The sequence below is a fragment of the Actinomadura soli genome (assembly GCF_005889715.1).
Classification (GTDB): domain Bacteria; phylum Actinomycetota; class Actinomycetes; order Streptosporangiales; family Streptosporangiaceae; genus Spirillospora; species Spirillospora soli.
Genome location: NZ_VCKW01000544.1, coordinates 1 through 1,719 on the forward strand (window position 1 = coordinate 1; position 1,719 = coordinate 1,719).

General features: G+C 64.6%; 3 protein-coding genes. 1 reads left to right on the plus strand and 2 read right to left on the minus strand.

Going from position 1 to position 1,719, the window contains the following annotated elements:
* Nucleotides 1-56: 56 nt before the first annotated feature.
* Complete coding sequence (locus tag ETD83_RS41690; RefSeq protein ID WP_138650745.1) at nucleotides 57-257, minus strand: DUF397 domain-containing protein; 201 nt, start codon at nucleotides 255-257, stop codon at nucleotides 57-59.
* Nucleotides 254-1,066 (minus strand): helix-turn-helix domain-containing protein, encoded by an 813-nt coding sequence (locus tag ETD83_RS41695; protein ID WP_138650746.1) that lies wholly within the window; start codon nucleotides 1,064-1,066, stop codon nucleotides 254-256. Before ETD83_RS41695 ends, ETD83_RS41690 begins: the two co-directional genes overlap by 4 nt.
* 100 nt (nucleotides 1,067-1,166) lie before the next feature.
* On the opposite strand from ETD83_RS41695, the gene ETD83_RS41700 reads away from it, so the two are divergent.
* Nucleotides 1,167-1,673, plus strand: a complete 507-nt coding sequence (locus tag ETD83_RS41700; RefSeq protein WP_138650747.1) for an ATP-binding protein — start codon at nucleotides 1,167-1,169, stop codon at nucleotides 1,671-1,673.
* The last annotated feature ends 46 nt before the right edge of the window (nucleotides 1,674-1,719 follow it).

Here is a 1,719-nt window from a genome sequence, read left to right on the forward strand (position 1 = left end):
CCCCTGAAATACGAACGGCCCCGCCGGAGGCGAGGCCGCTACAGGGGGTCGTTGGATCAGAAATTCAGCTTGTCCGCCTTCACAGCGCCAACTAGCTGAGCAAAGTCTTCGGCTGAGAGCGTGAGGTGCCCGGCTTGGGGGGCCTTGCTGTCACGGACGCCGATCGTGCCGGTGAGGGCGGCAAGCTCCACGCACCCATCGCCACCGCCAGCGCTGCCCCCGCTACGGCTGGACTTACGCCACACGGGTTCGCTCACTTCATGGCCTCCATCAGGTCGCGAAGGAGACTCCGGGTCGAGTCTCGGGATAGGGCATCATCGCCTATGAGGTCCCACCGTAGTCGGTAGCCCCTGATCTTCGCCGGGTCGGAAACGAGCCGCCCGCCATTCACGGCGGGCGACCAGGCATGTTCTATCTCCCCCGACCGCAACAGCGTGAATGAACCATCAACCCCCGCGTGCGTGGCCTTGGCCTTCGCCAGTGCCCTCACCACCACGCCCTTGCGGTGACTCAACTCCAGTAGGTGTGAGAGTTGCCCCCGCATCACATCGGGGCCGCCGACCGGATCTTCGAGCACCGATTGCCGCACGAACAACCGCAGTTCAGGAGCATCGGGGGAGTCCAATATCTGACGTCGAGCCATCCGGGCGGCAAGCGTGCCCTCGACGTCGTCGACAACTTGTGCGCCCTCGATCAGTGCCCGCGCATAGTCCTCGGTCTGGAAGAGGGCATGGAGCACGAGAGCCGAGTAGGTGCTGATGGCGTCGGCGCGCTCTTCGTACCGCGTGTACGCGTTGAACCAGTCCGGGTCATGGCTGCTCTCCGCAAGCGTGCGAAGCCGGACAAAGTGCCCCCGAGTCCGCCAAACCCTGTCAAGAGTTTCGGCGCGACGCTGCGGCAATTTTGCTGTGCCCGATTCCCAGTTCGAAACCGTCGAATTATCGACTCCGCAGATCCGGGCGACGTCCGCCTGCGAGAGGTTCCGCTCTTCGCGCCAAACCCGCAGGTCAACGGCAACCCAATGCCATCGGTTGTGATCAGGGTCGAGCCTGTCCGCTCGCGTCATTTCATGATCCTTAGCCCTGGGATCAGTAAACGAAACGGGAAAAGTCTAAGCGCTGACGGCAGCCTGTGCATGAGAAACGGAACTGCGAAAGGCCCATTTCATGGACGCCGTCACGCACAAAATGGACCACACCCACCAATTCGCGGTGAGAGTTACCGCATGTCGCGAAACGGTCTATTTGACCCGCGATCTCGTGCGGAGCAGCCTCGACGCGTGGGGACTCGACGCGTACAGCAGCGACGCGTGCCAGATCATGTCTGAGCTGGCGGCCAACGCGGCGCGGTACTGCCTGAGCGAGCAGATGCGCGCGTGGATCAGTCGGCTCGACGTCGGCATCGAGCTATGCGTCTGGGACGACCACCCCGGCCGTCCGGTATTGCAGACGCCCGGGCAATTCAGCAAGCACGGCCGGGGCCTGATCCTCGTTCAGGCGTTCGCGACGGGCGGCTGCGGGTGGGCCGAGTTGGGCGCGGGAAAGACCGTCTGGGCCCGCATCGCCATCGACGAGAGGTTCATGCGGGCCGCCGCCTTGTCCGTGGGACGTCCCATAGCTGGCGCCCTCCCGCACGTGGACAGGGCGCCGCAACGCATCACGATGTCCTCCTAGACAGGCCCCGGCCTCTGCGGCCGCCCTCCCCCGCACGTCCGTGTCC